This window comes from Desertihabitans brevis (assembly GCF_003327535.1).
Taxonomy (GTDB): Bacteria; Actinomycetota; Actinomycetes; order Propionibacteriales; family Propionibacteriaceae; genus Desertihabitans; species Desertihabitans brevis.
Genome location: NZ_QOUI01000001.1, coordinates 77,572 through 95,097 on the forward strand (window position 1 = coordinate 77,572; position 17,526 = coordinate 95,097).

The window sequence follows — 17,526 nt, forward strand, 5'->3', positions numbered from 1 at the left end:
GATGACCGAGACCGTGACCGCAGAGCCCGCGCAGGCCGAGCCCTTGCTCGAGGTGAGGGACCTGCGGAAGTGGTTCCCGATCAAGGGCGGGATGCTGCGGCGCACGACGGGGCACGTCAAGGCGGTGGACGGGGTCTCGCTCACCGTGGCCAAGGGGGAGACGCTCGCCGTGGTGGGCGAGTCCGGCTGCGGCAAGAGCACGACGGGGCGCACCATCCTCCGGCTCGAGGAGCCGACCGGCGGGACGGTGGTGTTCCGGCACCCCGAGCTCGGACCGGTGGACCTGGCGACCGCGGACCGACGGACGATGCGCCAGGTGCGGCCGCGGATGCAGATCATCTTCCAGGACCCCTTCGCCTCGCTCGACTCGCGGATGACCGTGGGCCGGCTGATCGCCGAGCCGCTGGTCATCAACGGCGTCCTCAAGGGTCAGCCCCTGCGGGACCGGGTGGCCGAGCTGCTGACCATGGTGGGCCTGCGGCCCGAGCACGCGAGCCGTTACCCGCACGCCTTCTCGGGTGGTCAGCGGCAGCGGATCGGGATCGCACGGGCGATCGCGCTCGACCCGGACCTCATCATCTGCGACGAGCCGGTCTCGGCGCTTGACGTGTCGGTGCAGGCCCAGGTGATCAACCTGCTGGAGGACCTGCAGGAACGGCTCGGGCTGACGTACGTGTTCATCTCCCACGACCTGTCGGTGGTGGAGCACATCGCCGACCGGGTGGCGGTGATGTACGTGGGGCGTGTGGTCGAGATCGGCACCACCAAGGAGCTGTTCTACCGCCCGAAGCACCCCTACACCGAGGCGCTGCTGTCGGCGCTCCCGCAGCCCGACCCGCGCAACCGGACGGAGGTCGTGCCGCTGACCGGTGACGTGCCGAGCCCGGCCAACCCGCCGTCGGGGTGCTACTTCCACACCCGCTGCCCCTACGCGCAGCCGGTCTGCTCCGAGGAGACCCCGCCGCTGCGGACACTGCCTGCCGAGGACGGGTCGTCGACCGGCACGGTGCGGCAGGCGGCCTGCCACTTCGCCGAGGAGCTCGACCTCAAGGGTGCGGTGGTGCCCTCGCCGGTCGTGGGCGGAGGCACGGACGAGCCGTTCGCACCGGTCGGCCCCCGACCGGGGTCCGCGGCCCGCACCGACGGGGTGGCGTCGTGAGTGCACCGGAGGCGCGGGTGGGTCGCCCCCGGTTCACGGGCGTCACCACGTTCACCGACGAGCGGGGCCGCTACGAGTTCCGGCACCCGTCCGGCTGGGTGCGGTCGGCCCTCGAGCCGGGCCTGGACGGCGTCATCGTCCGGCCCGAGGCCGACGACGAGGCCACGTACTTCGCGGTGGCGGTGACCGATCTCGAGGTCGCCGTGGTCGCCGACGACCTGGAGACCCTGCGCTCGGGCTTCGACGACGGGATCACCCAGCTGCCCGACGCGGAGGTGGAGTCCGGCTCGGAGGCCACCTACAACCACATCGTCCGGCTGGAACGGACCTTCACCTTCTCCGAGGACGGCACGACCCGCAAGCGACGGGTCTGGGCCCTGTACGCCGACCACTGGCAGTTCCTCGTCGCGTTCCAGGGCTCGACCGTGGAGGAGTTCCACTACTGGCTGCCGATGGGCAACTACTGCTTCACCGCGTTCCAGCTGCCGCACGCGCTGTGGTTCGCCACCGACCCGACGGTCGGGGTGGGTCCGGGCGCGGGGGAGTAGCAGCAGCGCCCGCGGGCGGACGGCCGGTCAGCCGCCGGCCGCACCCGACAGCAGGGCCAGGGTGCGCGTGTGCAGCGGCGGGGTCACCGCGCCGGTCAGCAGCGGGTCCCCGGTCTCGCGCATCCACCGGTGCAGCCGGCGCAGCAGGTCGTCCCGGGTGGCGGCGTGCTCGGGGTGGTCGGCCAGGTCGTGCAGCTCCAGCGGATCCGTGCCCAGGTCGTAGAGCTCCACCGCCGGATGGCTGCCGGTGTGCGGGTGGTCCGCGTCGGGGTGGACCGAGGTGCGGTGGGTCCACGACTGGCTGGCGTCCATGAAGCCCGGCGCCGAGGAGAAGTTGGCGATCAGCTTGTGCTCGCGGGTGCGGATGCAGCGACGCGGGTCGTAGTAGTCGTGGTGCGTCAGCTCGCCGAAGACCTCCTGGCGCCCGCCGTTCGGGTCGGGCCGACCGTCCAGCGCGGAGGCGAACGACCGTCCGTGCAGGGGAGGGCCACCCGTCACCGCGACCCCCACCGCGTCGAGGACCGTCGGGGTCAGGTCGAGGTTGGAGTGCAGGCCCTCCAGCCGGCGCCCGCCCGCCCAACCCCGCGCCGGCCAGCGGACCAGGCAGGCGACCTCCAGGCCGGGGTCGTACAGCGTGCACTTCGCCCGGGGGAGCGCGAGCCCGTGGTCGGTGGTGAAGACGACCAGCGTCGACTCCCGCAGGCCGGCGCGGTCGAGCGCGTCGAGGACACGGCCGGCTGCGGCGTCCATGTGCCGGATCGCGCCCTGCAGCTCGGCGACCTCGGTGCGGGCGGACTCGTCGTCGCGCAGGTAGCCGGGCACGTCGACCCCCCGCTCGGTGTCCGGTTCGACGTGGTCGCCGAGGAATCCCATCACCCCGTCGGCGTCCCGCGCGCCGGGCATCCGGTGCGGCTCGACGAACCCGACCTGGAGGTAGGTCGGCTGGTCGGAGGCGGCCATCGCCACGATCGCCTGCTCCGCCCGGTCGGCGACCACCTCGGCGTGCCCACCGGTGCGGACGCGGTCGAAGCCGAGCCGCTCGGCGACCCGGTCGTCGGCCTGCGTCCGCGACTCGTGGTGCATGCCGATCAGCTCGGTCCGGTACCCCGCCGACCCGAGCCGCTGCGCGAGGTGGCGCTCGTCGGCGTGCAGGTCCCACCCGAACTCGGCGTGGGTCAGCCCGAGGACGCCGTTGGCGTGCGGCCAGCGGCCCGTGAACAGCGAGGACCGCGACGGGCTGCACTGCGGCGCGGTGGCGAACATCTCGGCCACCACGACCCCGTCGGCGGCGAGCCGGTCGAGGTGTGGCGAGGTGACGGTGCGTGCCCCCAGGCTGTGCAGGTGCCGACCGAGGTCGTGGCAGTGCAGGAGCAGGACGTGCGGACGGGCGGGGTCACTGGTCACGAGAGTGATTCTCCGCCCACACGTCGGAGATGGGGGATCCGGCGCGCGGAGGCTGGCCCTTCGACAGGTCCGGGGACGTTCGGGTGGGGTGGCCGCGTCCGCCACCACAGCGCGCCGAGCTCGTGGGGGCGCGGGACGGGCGTCAGCTGCTGACGACCTCCACGTCGGGGTAGCCGGCGGCGGTGAGGGCGGGGGCGAGGGCAGCGGCGTCGCCGACGACGACCAGGCTGGCCGCCGTGGGGTCCACCACCTCGGTGTAGGCGGCGGTGGCCGACTCCGGGGTGACCTCCGGCAGGCGGGCGAGCTCGGCGTCCAGGTGGTCGGCGGGCAGCCCCGCCAGCAGCGAGGAGGCGACCTGGTCGACGACGCCCTCGGCGGTGGCGCAGCGCATCGGGCCCTGCCCGGCCAGCTGGCGCACGGCGGCCCCGGTCTCCTCGGCGTCCAGGGGGGCGGCGTCGAGGTCGAGCAGGGTGCGCAGCTCGGTCAGCGTGGCCCCGACCACCTCGGTGCGGAACGACCCGGCCACCGTCCAGCTCCCGCCGGAGTGGTGCGGGCTGAGGCCCAGGTGCACCCCGTAGGTGAAACCGCGCTCCTCGCGCAGCACCCGGTTCAGCCGGCTCAGGAACGAGCCGCCGACCGCGGTGGCAGCCACCCGCAGGTCGGCCCAGCGCGGGTCGCGCCGGTCGACCGCGGGACCGCCCAGCCGCAGGTCGGCCTGCACCGAGCCGGGACGGTCGACCAGCAGCACCGACGGCGCGGCCGGGCGCGGTGCCTGCGGGACGTCGGGCCGGCCGCCGTCCCAGCCGCCGAGGTTTGTGGTGACCAGGTCGACCGGCGGCTCGGGCAGGTCGCCGGCCAGCACCAGGGTGGCGCCGGCCGGTCCCATGGCGGTGTGGAAGGCGGCGACGTCGTCGGGGGTGATCGCAGCGACCGTCTCGGGCTCCCCGCCGTTGAGCCGGTGCGCCCGGGAGCCGGGCTGCCACAGCCGGCGGCGCAGCCAGCGGTCGGCGGTCCGGGCCGAGTTGGCCTCCAGCTGCTCGATCTCGGCCAGCCGGAGCGCGACGTGGCGTTCGACGTCGGTGGCGCGCAGCTCCGGTGAGCGCAGCGCCTCGGCCAGCAGCGGCAGCGCCTCAGCCACCCGGGTGGTCGGGGCGTCCAGCATCAGCTGCTGGCCGCTGAGCGAGAGGGTGGCGCCGAACGCAGCGCCGGAGGCCTCCAGCCGTTCGGCGAACTCCTCACCCGGGTGGGCGGTGGTGCCCTCGTCCAGGGTGCGGGTGGTGATGGTGGCCACGCCCTCCAGCGCCGGCGGCTCCGCGCTGAGCGGCAGCGGCAGCACGAGGGTGGCGGCCAGCACGTACTGGCCGGGGACGCGGTACCAGAGCACCCGCAGCCCGTTGTCGAGGGTGACGTCGGAGGTGGGCTCGGGGAAGCGCCACCGCGGCGGCGGCAGCACCGCGGGCGGGATGGGGGCGTGGCTGCTCGCGGTGCTGGTCATCGGTTCTCCCGGAGGTGGACGAGGGTGGCGCGGGAGGCGGGGTCGAGCCAGGCGGCGGCGGCCTGGTGCACCTGGTCGGGGGTGATCGCCCGGACCCGTGCGACCCGTCGGTTCACCTCGGTCGGGTCGCCGAGCAGGGTGGCGGCGCGGCCCAGGTGGTCGGCGCGGGCGTCGATCCGGCTCAGCGCCTGCAGCCAGGCCCGCTCGTGCTGCGCCTTGACCCGGTCCAGCTCCTCGGGGGTGGGACCGTCGGCGCGCAGCCGCTCCAGCTCGGCGAGCAGGGTGTCGGTGACCCGGTCGATCCCCACCCCGTCCCGGGCGCGGGCGGCCAGGTAGCCGAAGGAGGTGCCGCCGATGAGGCCGAGGGAGGCGGCGGTGGCCGACTCGGCCAGCTGCTCGCGGCGGACCAGCCGCTGGTGCAGCCGGGCGGTCTGGCCGTCGCCGAGCACGCCGAGGGCGAGGTCGAGGGCGTCGAAGACGTCGGTGTCGAGGGCCGGCAGCCGCCAGCTGAGGTGGACGGCGTCGGCCGGCAGGTCGGCCCGCACCTCCTGGTGGGGCTCGCCGCTGATCGGCGGCAGCGGCGCCGGGCGCGGGTGGGGTGGGCGGACGGCGTCGCTCAGCCCGCCCAGCTCGCGCTCGACCACCGCCAGCGCCCGCTCGACCGTGACGTCGCCGACCACGGTGAGCACGGCGTTGCTGGGCAGGTAGTGGGTGCGGAAGAAGTCGCGGACGTCGTCCAGCGAGGCCGCGTCGAGGTCGGCCATCGATCCGATCGTGGTGTGGCCGTAGGGGTGGTCGGCGGGGAAGGTCAGCGCCACCATCCGCTCCAGCACGTCGCCGTAGGGCACGTTGTCGTAGCGCTGGCGCTTCTCCTCCTTCACCACCTCGCGCTGGTTGTCCAGGCTCTCCTGGGTGAGCGCGTCGAGCAGCGTGCCGAGCCGGTCGGCCTCCAGCCAGACCGCCAGCTCGAAGGCACCGACCGGCACGGTCTGGAAGTAGTTGGTGCGGTCGAACCAGGTGGTGGCGTTGGCGGTGCCGCCGCAGCCCTGCACGAGGGCGATGTGCTCGCTGCGGGCCACGTTCGCCGAGCCTTGGAACATCACGTGCTCGAAGAGATGGGCGAACCCGCTGCGTCCCGGCGCCTCGTGCCGGGAGCCGACGTCGTACCAGAGGTTGACCGTCACCGCCGGGGCCGCGGAGTCCGGACTCACCACCACCCGCAGACCGTTGGCCAGGGTGTGCTGGGCGACCGGGTAGTCCAGGGTCGTCGGGGCGGCGGGTGGAGGAGGCACGGGGCACATCACAGCACGGACGTCCGCACCGGCCCAGCCGGGGCCGCCCGGCGGGGACGGAAATCGTCCTGACGGTCGTCGGTGCCCGGTCCTAGGCTGCTGCCGTGCCCGGACGGGCCGGCCGATGAGTCCGCGCGACGAGGCCGGTCAACTCCCCGAGCACACGCCCGCTGGAGGACACATGAGCAGCAGCCAGGGGCCCGCGAGCGGGTCCGCCGACACTCCCACCGCACCGCGGCTCGACCTGCGCAGCAGCCGGGGCCGCACCTTCGCCCACCTGCTGGCCAACACCGCCGTGGCCGCCGTCATCAACATGACGGTCTGGTTCGGTATCACCTTCTGGATCTTCCTCGAGACCGAGTCGGTGCTGGCGACCGGCATGATCGCGGGCATCTTCGTGCTCGCCACCGCCAGCACCGGCATCTGGTTCGGCAGCGTCGTGGACCACCACCACAAGATCCGGGTGATGCAGGTGTCCTCGCTGCTCTCGCTGGTCTTCTACGCGGCGGCGCTGGCGCTGTACCTGCTGGTGCCCGAGGGCACCTTCTCCGATGTCGCCAGCCCGCTGCTGTGGGTGTTCGTGGTGGTCGTGATGGCGGGGGTGATGGTCGGCAACCTGCGCACCATCGCGATGCCCACCCTGGTCACCCTGCTGATCCCGCCGGAGACGCGGGACCGGGCCAACGGGCTGGTCGGCACCACCACCGGCATCTCCTTCCTCGTCACCTCGGTGATCAGCGGGGTGCTGGTCGCCGCCGGCGGCATGCTCTACGTGCTGCTGCTCGGCGCGGTGATGATGGTGGCCGGGCTGGTGCACCTGCAGACGATCACCCTGCCCGAGCGGGAGGTGGTCTCACCCGGCGAGGACGGCACCAGCGGCGCGGCGGCGACGGGCGTGGTGGACGAGGCCACCGGACGGGTCGACCTGCGCGGGACGCTGCGCCTGGTCGGCTCGGTGCCCGGGCTGCCGGCGCTGATCGCCTTCAGCTGCTTCAACAACTTCCTCGGTGGGGCGTTCATGGCGCTGATGGACGCCTACGGCCTCTACCTGGTGCCGGTGGAGGTGTGGGGCTTCCTCTGGGGTGGTCTGAGCACGGCGGTGATCATCGGCGGGCTGCTGGTGGCCCGGGTCGGGCTGGGCCGCAACCCGCTGCGGCTGCTGCTGCTGGTCAACCTGCTGGCCTGGACGATCACCATGCTCTTCCCGCTGCGGTCCTCGATCGTCATCCTCTCGATCGCCATGTTCGTCTACATGCTGGCGATGCCGTTCGCCGAGGCGGGGGAGCAGACCATCCTGCAGCGGGTGGTGCCCTACGAGCGCCAGGGCCGGGTGTTCGGGTTCGCCCAGAGCATCGAGCAGGCGGCCTCCCCGCTGACGGCCTTCCTCATCGGTCCGATCACCCAGCTCGCCGTCATCCCGTGGATGACCGACGGCCGCGGCGCGCAGCTGATCGGCGGCTGGTTCGGCACCGGCCCCGACCGTGGCATCGCGCTGGTGTTCGTGGTCTCCGGCGCGCTGGGCGTGGTCGCCACCCTCGCCGCGCTGGCCAGCCCCTACTACCGCCGGCTCTCACGGGCCTACCAGGAGAGCGCGCCCGCACCCGGGGAGGCGGAGGCCGTCGACGGAGCCGCCACCATCCCGCCGCAGGGCTCGGTCACCGGCCAGACGGCGCCCCGGCCGGGCGCCGCCGTCGACTGAGCGGGTCGCCCGGGTGGCAGGCTGAGCCCGTGCCCGAGACCGCCCGTCCCGCCCGTCCCGCCCGCCCCGCCCGTCCCGACCCTCCGCGTCCGGACGGGGGACCGGGCGGGTACGACGTCGCCGCGCTGCGGGCCCGGGTCCCGGCGCTGGCGTCGGGGACGGCGTACTTCGACGGCCCGGGCGGCACCCAGACACCGCGCGCGGTGGCCGAGGCGATGGCGGCCGTGCTGACCGCGCCGCTGTCCAACCGGGGCCGGCTGCACCGGGCGCAGCGCAACGCCGAGGACGTCGTCGCCGCCTTCCGGGAGGCCGGCGCGGACCTGCTGGGCGTGCCGCCGACCAGCGTGGTGCACGGGCGCAGCGCCACCCAGCTCACCTTCGACCTGTCTCGCACCCTGGCGCGGGACTGGGAGCCGGGCGACGAGGTCGTCCTCACCCGGCTGGAGCACGACGCCAACCTCCAGCCGTGGCTGCTGGCCGCCGAGCGGGTCGGGGCGCGGGTGCGCTGGCTCGAGCTCGACCCGGCCACCGCCGAGCTGGACCTGTCCGCGCTGGAGCAGGTGCTCACCGGCCGGACCCGGCTGCTGGCGGTCACCGGGGCGTCCAACCTGCTCGGCACCCGGCCGCCGCTGCGGCGGATCGCCGCCGCCGTGCACGCGGTGGGCGCGCTGGTCTGGGTGGACGGGGTGCACCTGGTGCCGCACGAGCCGGTCGACCTGCCGGCCCTCGGGGTCGACGCGCTGGTCTGCTCGGCCTACAAGTTCCTCGGCCCGCACTGCGCTCTGCTGGCGGCCACGCCACGGCTGCTGGAGCGGCTGGCCCCGGACAAGCTGCGCCCCTCCAGCGACGACGTCCCCGAGCGGTTCGAGCTCGGCACCCTGCCGTACGAGGTGCTGGCCGGGGTGACGGCCGCGGTCGACCTGCTCGCCGAGCTGGTGCCGGGCCGGCCCACCGCCTCCCGGCGGGAGCGGCTGCGCCGCTCGATGCGGGCGGTGCACGCTCACGAGACCGCGCTGCGGGTGCAGCTGGAGGAGGGTCTGGACGCCCTGGGCGGTCGGGTGGTGCGCCACTCGCGGGCCGCCGAGCGGACGCCGACCGTGCTGGTCTCGCTGCCCGGGCGCAGCGCGGCCGAGGCCGCCCGCTTCCTCGCCGAGCGGGACGTCCTCGCCCCGGCGGGCACCTTCTACGCCACCGAGCCGGCGCGGGTGCTCGGGCTCCTCGACGACCCGCCGCTGCGGGTCGGGCTGGCGCCCTACACCGACGCCGAGGACGTCGCCCGGCTGCTGGACGGGCTGCGCGCCTTCCTGCGCTGACCGTCCGGCCGGGCGACGTCGGAGGTGCTCAGCGGCCGCCGGTGATCTTGCGGTGGCGCTGGGCCACCCCCGGCTCGCCGTAGGGGTAGTCGTCCCAGACCGGGGCGCTGACCTCGGTCAGCCGATCCTGCTGCTCGGGGGAGAGCGCGACCTCGGCGGCCCCCAGGCACTGCTGCAGCTGCTCCAGCGTGCGGGCACCGAGGATCACCGAGGTCACCGCCGGACGCGCCGCCAGCCAGGACAGCGACACCTGGGCGGGGGAGGCCCCGAGCTCGTCGGCCACCGCGGTGACGGCGTCGATCACCTGCCAGGTGCGCTCGGCGGCGTTGCGGCCGGCGTAGGCCTCCATCCCGCGCTCCGGGTTCTCACCCAGCCGGGTGGCACCGGTGGGGGCCTGGTCGCGCTGGTACTTGCCGGTCAGCCAGCCGCCGGCCAGCGGGGACCAGGGCAGCAGGCCCATCCCGGCGTCCTGGACGGCGGGCACGATCTCGGCCTCGATGCCACGGGCCAGCAGGTTGTACTGCGGCTGCAGCGTGACCGGCACCGGCCAGCCGCGGAAGGTGGCCAGGTCGACGGTCTTGGTCAGCTGCCAGCCGGTGAAGTTCGACAGCCCCCAGTAGCGCACCTTGCCGGCGGCGACCGCGTCGTCGAAGAAGCGGACCGTCTCCTCCAGCGGGGTCAGGGCGTCCCAGGCGTGCACCTGGTAGAGGTCGATCCGGTCGGTCTGCAGCCGGCGCAGCGAGGCGTCCAGCGCCTGCGACAGGTGGGTGCGGGAGAGCCCGAGCCCGTTGGGGTGGTCGGCGGTGGGGAAGCGGCCCTTGGTGGCCAGCACCACCCGGTCGCGGATGTCGGTGCCCCGGCTGGACAGCCAGCGGCCGATGATCGACTCCGACTCGGTCCCGGCGTAGACGTCGGCGGTGTCGACCAGGTTGCCGCCCGCGTCGAGGTAGGCGTCCAGCTGGGCGTACGCGGTCTGCTCGTCGCTCTCCGCGCCGAAGGTCATCGTGCCGAGGGCGTAGGTCGAGACGGACGTGCCGCTGCGTCCGAGGGTGCGGTACTCCATGGGTTCTCCTCGTCGAGAGAGGTGGCTCCTCGTCGCCGCGGGGGACGAGGAGGGTCGGTCACGCCGACCGTACCCAGCCCCGGCCGCTCCTCCCCCGGGGCCCGCCGCAGGGGGCGCGGGGCGCGTCCGGTTTGGTCCGGTCGCTGCCGGGCACGATCGGGGCACAATCGGAGACGGGAGCGGAGATGAGCACCACCACCATCGTCTGGGTCGTCGTCATCGTCGTCGTGCTGCTGGCGGCGGTGCTGGTCGCGCTGGTCGCATCACGCCGGCGCCGGGAGCGGCACCGCGAGCAGGCGGCCGAGCTGCGGCAGCGTTCGGAGCAGCAGGGGCTGGACGTGCGGCGGAGCGACGCCGAGGCCCGCGAGGCCAAGGCGGAGTCCCGCCGCGTCCGCGCCGAGGCCGAGCAGCAGGCCGCCGAGGCCGAGCAGCGCGCCGCGGCCGCGGAACGCGTCGAGGCGGAGGCCGTGGCCAAGGAGCGCGCGGCCAGCCGGCGCCGCGACGAGCAGGAGGCGCTGCGACGGCGGGCCGACGAGCTCGACCCCGACCACGGCCGTGGAGGCGACGAGGACCACGACCGGGACGCCGACCGTGGCCCGGACGCCGACAGCGGCCGCGGCCGGGAGGCCGCCCCCCACCGGGACAGGGGAGCCGACGTCGACCGCGGAGCCGACGCCCACCGCGGCCCGGAGGCCGACGCGGACGACGGCTCCCGTCGCCACGGGCAGGACGCGGGTGCTGCGCGTCCGGCGGGGTCCGCCGACGGCGACGCCGGGGAGGGGGCCCGACCCGGGCAGCGACCGCCCGCCGTCCCCGAGAGCGCCGAGCCGCAGCGTGGCCGTCCGGGCCCCGCCGCCCCCGGAGCGGCGGCACCCGACCAGCAGGCCGCGCCACGTCGTAGCGCCGACCAGCCACCGGCCTGACAGCGTCCACCCCCGACTCATCGCCTTCTCGCGCGCAGGGTTTACAGCGCTAGAAATCTGCTCCACACTGGTCGCACTCGACCTGAGGAGCAGCGTGGCACCGAACGCAGCAGACCCGCTGGCCGGACATCCGGACGTCCTGCTGGTGATGACCGACCAGCACCGGGCCGGGCTGACCCGGCGCAGCGGCTACCCGCTGGACACGATGCCGTGCCTGGACCGGCTGGCCGCCGGCGGCACCGACCTGGTCAACGCCTACACCCCCCACCCCACCTGCGTGCCGGCGCGCACCAGCATGCTCACCGGCCGCTTCCCCTCCGCGCACGGGGTGCGGCAGAACAGCACCGCCCAGCACGCCTGCTACGAGGCCGACCTGCTCGACGTCCTGCGCGGCGCCGGCTACCGGCTGCACTTCGCCGGCAAACCGCACATCCACCGCGGGCCGGCCGACTTCGACTCCTGGGCCGGTCCGTACTTCCACACCGAGGGGCCGCAGCACACCGAGCAGCAGGCCGCCTTCGACGCGTGGCTGCGCGGTCTGGACCACGGTCCGAGCACGCAGGCCACGCCGTTCCCGCTGGAGGTGCAGCTGCCGTACCGGATCGTCGACGACGCGGTGGGCGCCCTGGGCGAGGCGCCGACCGACCAGCCGCTGTTCAGCTGGGTCTCCTTCCCCGAGCCGCACAACCCCTACCAGGTGCCCGAGCCGTACTTCTCGATGTTCGCCGAGTCCGACGTCCCGGAGCGGCTGAGCGGGCCGGAGGCCGCCGAGGCCAAGGGCGGGGACCACCTGTGGCTGCGTCGGCTGGTGGAGTCCAAGCGGCCCGGCTACGACGACCTGTGGCGCCGTTACGCGGCCAACTACCTCGGCATGCTGCGGCTGGTCGACGACCAGCTGGAGCGGCTGCTCGCCGCCGTCGCGTCCCGCGGCCGCGACACCGTCGTGGTGGTGCTGAGCGACCACGGCGACTACGTCGGCGAGTACGGCCTGCAGCGCAAGGGCGCGGGCCTGTCGGAGTTCCTGGCGCGGATCCCGATGGTCGTCACCGGGCCCGGCATCGCGGCCCAGACCCGCACCGAGATGGTCTCCCTGGTCGACGTGCTGCCCACCCTCTGCGAGCTGCTCGGGCTCGAGCTGCCGGCCGGCGTGCAGGGCCGCAGCCTGGCGCCGCTGCTCGCCGGCGAGCCGGTGCCGGCCGGCGAGTTCGGCAGCATCTACGCCGAGGTCGGCTTCGGCGGGGCACCCTACGGCCCCGACGAGCACCCGCCGCTGCACTTCGACTACACCGGCACCACCTACGACGAGCTGAACTCGGTGACGATGAGCGGTGGCCGGCGGATGGTGCGGGCCGGGGACTGGAAGCTGGTGATGGACAGCGAGGGCTGCACCGAGCTCTACTCCCTCGCCGACGACCCGGCCGAGCTGGTCGACCTGTCCGACGACCCCGCCCACACCGGTGAGCTGCTCGCCCTCACCCGGCTGCTGGCCGCCTGGATGATCCGGGTCGGTGACGAGCTGCCCACCGGCGCCTACCGGCCCAAGCGGTTGCCGCACAACTGGCGCTGGACCGGGCCCACCCCGCCCCTATCCACCCCCACCTCCCGCACGTCCCGCTGAGCCGTCCCCCACAGAGGAGAGATCGATGACGCTTTCTCGACGAGGATTCCTGACCGCCGGTGCCGCCGCCGGCGGTGCCCTGCTGCTGCCCGCCTGCGGCGGTGGTGCCGGCGGCGGAGGTGGTGACCCGCTGCGGGTCTCCTGGTACGGCGGGACGCCGGTGCACGAGGGGGTCGAGGGGGCGCTGCAGGCCTGGGGGCAGGCCCACCCCGACGTCCCCTACGCCGTGGAGAAGGCGCCGTTCGACAGCTACTGGGACAAGCTGGCCACCCAGACCGCCGGCAACGACACCCCCGACGTGCTCCGGATGTCGATGAGCTACTTCTCCGAGTACGCCGGGCGCGGGGCCCTGGCCGACCTCGGCGAGGCCGTCGGGAGCACCATCCGCACCGACGCCCTCGACCCCGACGTGGCGACCAGCGGCCAGCTGGAGGACGGCTTGTTCGGCATCGGCCAGAGCTCGATCTCCCACGCGGTGTTCGTCCACTCCGGGCTGCTCGAGCAGGTGGGCGTGGGCGTCCCCACGGACTGGACCTGGTCGACGTTCCAGGACTTCGTGCGCGGCTACGCCGAGGAGGCCGGACCGGGCAGCTGGGGGTGTGCCGACCTCGGTGGCGCCTTCCAGACCTTCGAGGTCTTCGCCCGCCAGGCCGGCACCGGGGTCTTCGCCCCCGGCGGTGCGGGCCTGGCGGTCAGCCGGGAGACGGTCGAGGAGTGGTACGCGATGTGGGCGCAGCTCCGCGCCGACGGCGCCGCCCCGCCCGGTGACGTGTCGGCGGAGAGCACCTCGTTCGAGGAGTCGCTGCTGGTGCGGGGCAGCGCACCGCTGCTGGCCGGGTTCGTCCAGCAGGTCACCTTCTACCAGCCGCTGGTCCCGGACGCCGACGTCGAGCTGGTGCCGCTGCCCTCGGCCGACGGCTCCCCGGGCGACCTGTCCGGGCAGTTCCTCAAGGCCCTCGACCTGTGGTGCGTCTCGGCCCGCTCCCGCCGCACCGAGGACGCCGAGCGGCTGGTCGACTTCCTGCTCAACGACGCCGCCGCGGTGCAGAGCATCGGGCTGACCCTCGGTGTCCCGCCCTCGGCCAGCTCGCGGGAGGTGGTGGCCGCCACCGCCGACGCCGCGGCCCAGCGCGCCATCGACTACGTCGACCGGATCGAGCCGGAGGTGGGGGAGTCGCCCGAGCCCTGGCCGGCGGGCTACGGGGAGCTGCTGTCGACCTTCGGGCGGCTCAACGAGGACATCGCGTTCGGCCGCTCCGACCCGGGCGCCGCCGCGCAGCAGTTCGTCGATGCGGCCGGGGTGGCACTGGGGCACTAGTCTCCAGCCATGGCAACCAGGCGGCGTCGGTGAGGCCCCGGCTGGCCGACGTCGCCGCCCGCGCAGGGGTGTCGATCAAGACCGTCTCCAACGTCATCAACGACTTCCCCCACATCTCCACGCAGACCCGGGAGAAGGTGACGGCGGCGATCGAGGAGCTGGGCTACCGGCCCAACCTCAGCGCCCGGAACCTCGCCAAGGGACGCACCGGGGTGATCGTGCTCGGCGTGCCCCGCCTCGACATGCCGTACTTCGCCTCACTGGCGATGCAGCTCATCACCGCGGCGGAGGCGGCGTCCTGGTGGGTGCAGATCCGCCAGACCCGGGGGGAGCGGGCCGCCGAGCTGGAGCTGCTGGCCGAGACCCGGCAGAGCCGGATCGACGGCATGGTGCTCAGCCCGCTGCGGCTGCGCGAGTCCGACCTGGCCGAGCGCTCCGGGCTGCCGCTGGTGATGCTGGGCGAGCGCCGTTTCGCCGCGGTGGACCACGTCGGCATCGACAACGCGGCTGCGGCCGCCTCGGCGGTGCAGCACCTGCTCGAGACCGGACGGCGGCGGATCGCGGTCGTCGGCGGGCCGGGGCGCACCGACCGGCGGGTGGTCGGGGCGCGGGCCACGCTGCGGGCGCACGGTCTCGACCTGCCCGCCGCGCTGCACCTGCCCGTCCGCGGGGTGACCGGCCGGCACGGCGAGGAGGCGATGAAGGCCTTCCTGGGCTCGGGCCACCCGATGCCCGAGGCGGTGTTCTGCGTCACCGACTGGCTGGCGATGGGGGTGATCCGCGCGCTGCGGCTGCACGGCTTCGCGGTGCCCGACGACGTCGCGGTGATGGGTTTCGACGACATCCCCTACGACCTGGCCGCGCTGCCGACGCTGTCCACCATCGCCCCGGACCGGGAGGAGATCGCCCGGCTGGCGGTGGCCTCCCTGCGCCGTCAGGAGGGGGCGACGGCACCGGAGGTCCAGCACACCGTGGTCGGCCACCGGCTGGTGCCCCGGGAGAGCACCGCCGCGACCGGCCCGGTACCGACGACCCGCAGGTGAGACGCCCGCCGCGGAAAGCCGGTGCGCTGCCGCGCAGGAGCGCTCTAGCGTGAAACCCGTGACACCGCCGACGCCCCGGGACGCCTCTGCCGCCGCGAGGGCCGTCGCGTCCTCGCTCGGGCTGGTCGTCGAGGAGGTCCTCGTGCTGCAGCGCTCCAACGCGGTGACGCTGCGGCTGCTGCCGTGCGACGTGGTGGCCCGGGTCGCACCCGCCGCCGACCCGTCCGCGGCCACCCAGCTCGAGCTGGGACGTCAGCTCGTCGCCGCCGGCGCCCCGGTGGCCGGGCCCGACCCGCGGGTGGAACCGCGGGTGCACCCGCGGGACGGGTTCGCCCTCACCTTCTGGACCCACCACGCCCCGACCGCCGCGATCAGCCCCGAGGCGTACGCCGAGGCGCTCGAGCGGCTGCACACCGGCCTGCGCCAGGTGGACGTCCGCGCCCCGCACGCCACCGACCGGGTGGACGAGGCGCTGGCGCTGGTGACCCAGCCCGAGCGCACCCCCGCCCTGGACCCGCCGGGCCGGACGCTGCTGGAGCAGACCCTGCGCCGGTTGCGCCGGCGGGTGGCCGGTGCGCCGGGGGAGCAGCTGCTGCACGGCGAGCCGCACCCGGGCAACGTGCTCGGCACCGCGGACGGGCCGGTCTTCATCGATCTGGAGACCTGCTGCCGCGGACCGGTCGAGTTCGACCTGGCGCACGCTCCGGACGAGGTCGCCGGGCACTACCCGGGTCTCGACCACGACCTGCTGCGGGACTGCCGGACGCTGGTGCTGGCGATGATCACCACCTGGCGCTGGGACGCCGGCGACCAGCTCCCCGACGGCCGGCGGCTGGGCACGGAGTGGCTGCTCCAGCTGCGGCTGCTCACCGCCCGTCAGGCCGGCTGAGCGCCCGCGTGCTCCGGTGCCGCGAGGGGCCTGCCGGGGCCGAAGGCGTGCGCCGCGAACCGCTCGCCGATCAGCCGGTGGGTGGCGGTGTCGGGGTGCAGGGCGTCGGGCAGCGGCAGCTCGGCGGCGTCGGCCTCGCCGTAGAGCTCGGTGCCGTCGAGGTGGTGCAGGTGCGGGTCGGCGCGCCGCTCGACCAGCGCGCGCAGCTCCTCACGGATCACCCGCAGCGTCAGCTTGCCCTCGGCCACCTCCTCGGGCCGGCCGGTGGCGAGGAAGCGGACCTGGTCGGTGCCGAGCGTGGCGGGGTCGACCGCGCCCGGGCCGGGGGTGTCCTCGTGGATCGGGCAGAGGATCGGCGAGACCACCAGCAGCGGGGTGTCGGGGTGGCCGTCGCGGATGGTGTCGAGGAAGCCGTGCACGGCGGGCACGAAGGCGCGCAGCCGCATCAGGTCGACGTTGACGACGTTGATCCCCAGCTTGACGCTGATGACGTCGGCGGGGGTGTCGCGCAGCACCCGGGCGAGGAACGGGTCGAGCAGGGCGTTGCCGCCGAGCCCGAGGTTCTGCAGCTCCACCCCGGCGAGCCGGGCGGCGACGGCCGGCCAGGTCGCGCTCGGGCTCTCCGCGCTCGAGCCGTGGCTGATCGAGCTGCCGTGGTGCAGCCAGCGACGTCGCGCCGGCGGCGCCGGGCGGACCGGGGCGTCGCTGCGCAGCTCGAGCAGCTCCACCGATTCGGAGTGCGGCAGCCAGATCTCCATGGTCTTGTCGTGGTCGGGCAGCCCACGGAAGACCGTGCGGTGCGGCGGTCCGGGGTGGTGCTCGGTCGCCCCGGTCTGCAGATCGGTCTCCCAGCGGTCGCCGCCGGTGAGCGGATCGCTGGCGAGCAGCTCGCCGTCCACCAGCAGGTCCAGCCGGCCGCGGGGCCGCTCGGCCCCGCGGTAGGCGAGCCGGGTGGGGTGGCAGAGCACCTCGACGGTGGTGGCGCGTCCGGCCAGTGCCAGCCGGACACCCGAGGGCTGGGCCTCCATGGTGAGCAGCCGCGGGTCGGGGTACTGCTCGCGGGCCCAGCCGGGCAGCCGGTGCGGGCGCAGCCCGCGCTCGGTGCTCTCCAGCTCGGCCGCGCCGCGCACCATCGCGGCGGGGACAGGGGTCGTGGTCATCGGGTCTCCTCGGGGTCGGGGCCGGTCGGCCAGTGGCGGAGGGCGACGTCCAGAGCGGCCAGCACCCGGGGCCAGGACGCGTCGGGGGAGGGGGTGCGGTGGTCGAAGCCGCCCGCACCGGTGAGGGTGAGGTAGCCGTTGACGGTGCTGCCCAGCAGCCGGACCGCGTGCACGTGGTCGTCCTCGGGGACGGGGTAGCTGCGCAGCACGGCCCGGGTCAGCGCGACCAGCCGGGCCGCCGCCGACGAGGCGACCGGGCCGGGGCCGGACCGGCGCTGCAGCGCGCCCCACCGGCCCGGGTGCTCCGAGGCGTAGCCGCGGTGGGCGTCGGCCAGGGCAACCAGCGCGGGGTGCCCGGCCCGTCCGGCGACCGCCTCGGCCACCCGCTCGGCCAGCTCGCCGAGCGCCAGCTCGGTCAGGCCGTCCAGCAGGGCGTCGCGACCGGGCAGGTGGGAGTACAGGCTCGCCGGCTGGACCCCGAGACGGCGGGCCACCGCGGAGACGGTGACCGCCTCCAGCCCCTCGGCGTCGGCGAGGACGGCCGCCTCGGCGATGACGGTGGCGGGAGAGAGGGATCGGCGTGGCACCCGAACAACCTACAC

Annotated in this window: 15 protein-coding genes; 9 read left to right on the top strand and 6 right to left on the bottom strand. The window is 74.8% G+C overall.

The window, feature by feature from the left end; all coding sequences use genetic code 11:
* Position 1: 1 nt before the first annotated feature.
* Together DT076_RS00315 and DT076_RS19250 are read left to right on the top strand one after the other, a co-directional pair.
* The gene (locus DT076_RS00315) at positions 2-1,159 is read left to right on the top strand and encodes an ABC transporter ATP-binding protein (RefSeq protein WP_114124675.1); all 1,158 of its coding nucleotides are present in this window, start codon (positions 2-4) and stop codon (positions 1,157-1,159) included.
* A complete protein-coding gene (locus DT076_RS19250) occupies positions 1,156-1,707 on the top strand; it encodes a DcrB/PsbP domain-containing protein (RefSeq protein WP_158548000.1) in 552 nt (183 codons plus the stop codon). Before DT076_RS00315 ends, DT076_RS19250 begins: the two co-directional genes overlap by 4 nt.
* 27 nt (positions 1,708-1,734) lie before the next feature.
* Here DT076_RS19250 and DT076_RS00325 read toward each other — a convergent pair whose 3' ends face one another.
* The 3 genes from DT076_RS00325 to DT076_RS00335 form a co-directional block, all read right to left on the bottom strand.
* Complete coding sequence (locus DT076_RS00325) at positions 1,735-3,111, bottom strand: sulfatase family protein (protein WP_114124676.1); 1,377 nt, start codon at positions 3,109-3,111, stop codon at positions 1,735-1,737.
* A gap of 142 nt (positions 3,112-3,253) precedes the next feature.
* The gene (locus tag DT076_RS00330; RefSeq protein ID WP_114124677.1) at positions 3,254-4,606 is read right to left on the bottom strand and encodes a M16 family metallopeptidase; all 1,353 of its coding nucleotides are present in this window, start codon (positions 4,604-4,606) and stop codon (positions 3,254-3,256) included.
* Entirely contained in the window at positions 4,603-5,898 is a 1,296-nt protein-coding gene (locus DT076_RS00335; RefSeq protein ID WP_267896787.1) for a M16 family metallopeptidase, read from the bottom strand. Before DT076_RS00335 ends, DT076_RS00330 begins: the two co-directional genes overlap by 4 nt.
* Positions 5,899-6,079: 181 nt before the next feature.
* On the opposite strand from DT076_RS00335, the gene DT076_RS00340 reads away from it, so the two are divergent.
* Both DT076_RS00340 and DT076_RS00345 read left to right on the top strand, forming a co-directional pair.
* Complete coding sequence (locus DT076_RS00340; RefSeq protein ID WP_114124678.1) at positions 6,080-7,597, top strand: MFS transporter; 1,518 nt, start codon at positions 6,080-6,082, stop codon at positions 7,595-7,597.
* Positions 7,598-7,626: 29 nt separating this feature from the next.
* On the top strand, positions 7,627-8,910 hold the full coding sequence (locus DT076_RS00345) for a cysteine desulfurase-like protein (RefSeq protein WP_114124679.1): 1,284 nt from the start codon (positions 7,627-7,629) through the stop codon (positions 8,908-8,910).
* 28 nt (positions 8,911-8,938) lie between these two features.
* Here the strand turns inward: DT076_RS00345 and DT076_RS00350 are convergent, their stop codons facing one another.
* Positions 8,939-9,973, bottom strand: a complete 1,035-nt coding sequence (locus DT076_RS00350; protein ID WP_114124680.1) for an aldo/keto reductase — start codon at positions 9,971-9,973, stop codon at positions 8,939-8,941.
* A gap of 185 nt (positions 9,974-10,158) precedes the next feature.
* Here DT076_RS00350 and DT076_RS00355 point away from each other — a divergent pair, with 185 nt between their 5' ends.
* The 5 genes from DT076_RS00355 to DT076_RS00375 all read left to right on the top strand — a co-directional run bounded on the left by DT076_RS00355 (position 10,159) and on the right by DT076_RS00375 (position 15,764).
* Entirely contained in the window at positions 10,159-10,896 is a 738-nt protein-coding gene (locus DT076_RS00355; protein ID WP_114124681.1) for a hypothetical protein, read from the top strand.
* A gap of 94 nt (positions 10,897-10,990) precedes the next feature.
* On the top strand, positions 10,991-12,514 hold the full coding sequence (locus DT076_RS00360; RefSeq protein WP_233493543.1) for a sulfatase-like hydrolase/transferase: 1,524 nt from the start codon (positions 10,991-10,993) through the stop codon (positions 12,512-12,514).
* Between the two features lie 25 nt (positions 12,515-12,539).
* On the top strand, positions 12,540-13,832 hold the full coding sequence (locus DT076_RS00365) for an ABC transporter substrate-binding protein (RefSeq protein WP_114124682.1): 1,293 nt from the start codon (positions 12,540-12,542) through the stop codon (positions 13,830-13,832).
* A 29-nt stretch (positions 13,833-13,861) separates the two neighbouring features.
* Positions 13,862-14,875, top strand: a complete 1,014-nt coding sequence (locus DT076_RS00370) for a LacI family DNA-binding transcriptional regulator (RefSeq protein WP_114124683.1) — start codon at positions 13,862-13,864, stop codon at positions 14,873-14,875.
* Positions 14,876-14,933: 58 nt separating this feature from the next.
* Positions 14,934-15,764 carry a phosphotransferase enzyme family protein gene (locus tag DT076_RS00375; RefSeq protein WP_114124684.1) on the top strand — a complete coding sequence of 277 codons (831 nt, stop codon included), beginning with the start codon at positions 14,934-14,936 and terminating at the stop codon, positions 15,762-15,764.
* Here DT076_RS00375 and DT076_RS00380 read toward each other — a convergent pair.
* Entirely contained in the window at positions 15,752-16,924 is a 1,173-nt protein-coding gene (locus DT076_RS00380; protein WP_114124685.1) for an SGNH/GDSL hydrolase family protein, read from the bottom strand. The genes DT076_RS00375 and DT076_RS00380 overlap by 13 nt on opposite strands.
* The gene (locus DT076_RS00385) at positions 16,921-17,511 is read right to left on the bottom strand and encodes a TetR/AcrR family transcriptional regulator (RefSeq protein ID WP_114124686.1); all 591 of its coding nucleotides are present in this window, start codon (positions 17,509-17,511) and stop codon (positions 16,921-16,923) included. The genes DT076_RS00380 and DT076_RS00385 overlap by 4 nt, the downstream gene beginning before the upstream one ends.
* Between the last annotated feature and the right edge of the window lie 15 nt (positions 17,512-17,526).